1 pseudogene is annotated in these 467 nt (G+C 42.8%); it reads left to right on the top strand.

The annotated features are described in order from the left end of the window. Nucleotides 1–247 precede the first annotated feature (247 nt). Nucleotides 248–467 (top strand): annotated as a pseudogene (locus Afil_RS11560) (IS256 family transposase); the annotation flags it as partial.

Here is a 467-nt window from a genome sequence, read left to right as displayed (position 1 = left end):
CAGATTGCAATTCTTCAAAAACTTGATCTGATTCCACGACCAGATTCGGTAGATAAACCCAAAAGGAAACGTGGTCGTCCACGCAAAAATCCGACCGTATAGTTTAGCTGATTGGGAAAGTTCTATTTGAGTATCGGCTTTTTTATGTGGAAAATCGAGAGTGTAAGGTCTTTTGTGTAAATTCCATCAAGACATCAGACTGATACAACCAGCTTGAGCCTGACAAATTTATACAAGGAGACCACTTATGCCACGTAAAGCTAAAGCTGGCCAACCATTCAGGAACAGATTGCTTCAACCATCGTTAAGGAATACAAACCTAAGACGTTTAAAGAAGCCTCAGACCTCATCAAGGAAATCTTTGGCCCTGTCCTTGAACAGATGCTCCAGGGAGAACTTGATGCGCATCTCGGTTATACCAGCGGATCGCATGATCCTAAATCGACAGAGAATCGCCACAATGGCTA

It is taken from the genome of Allobaculum fili, from assembly GCF_020969955.1.
GTDB classification, from domain to species: Bacteria; Bacillota_I; Bacilli_A; order Erysipelotrichales; family Erysipelotrichaceae; genus Allobaculum; species Allobaculum fili.
Note: the sequence above shows the minus strand (reverse complement) of the source record. Positions and strands in the feature narration are given on the sequence as shown.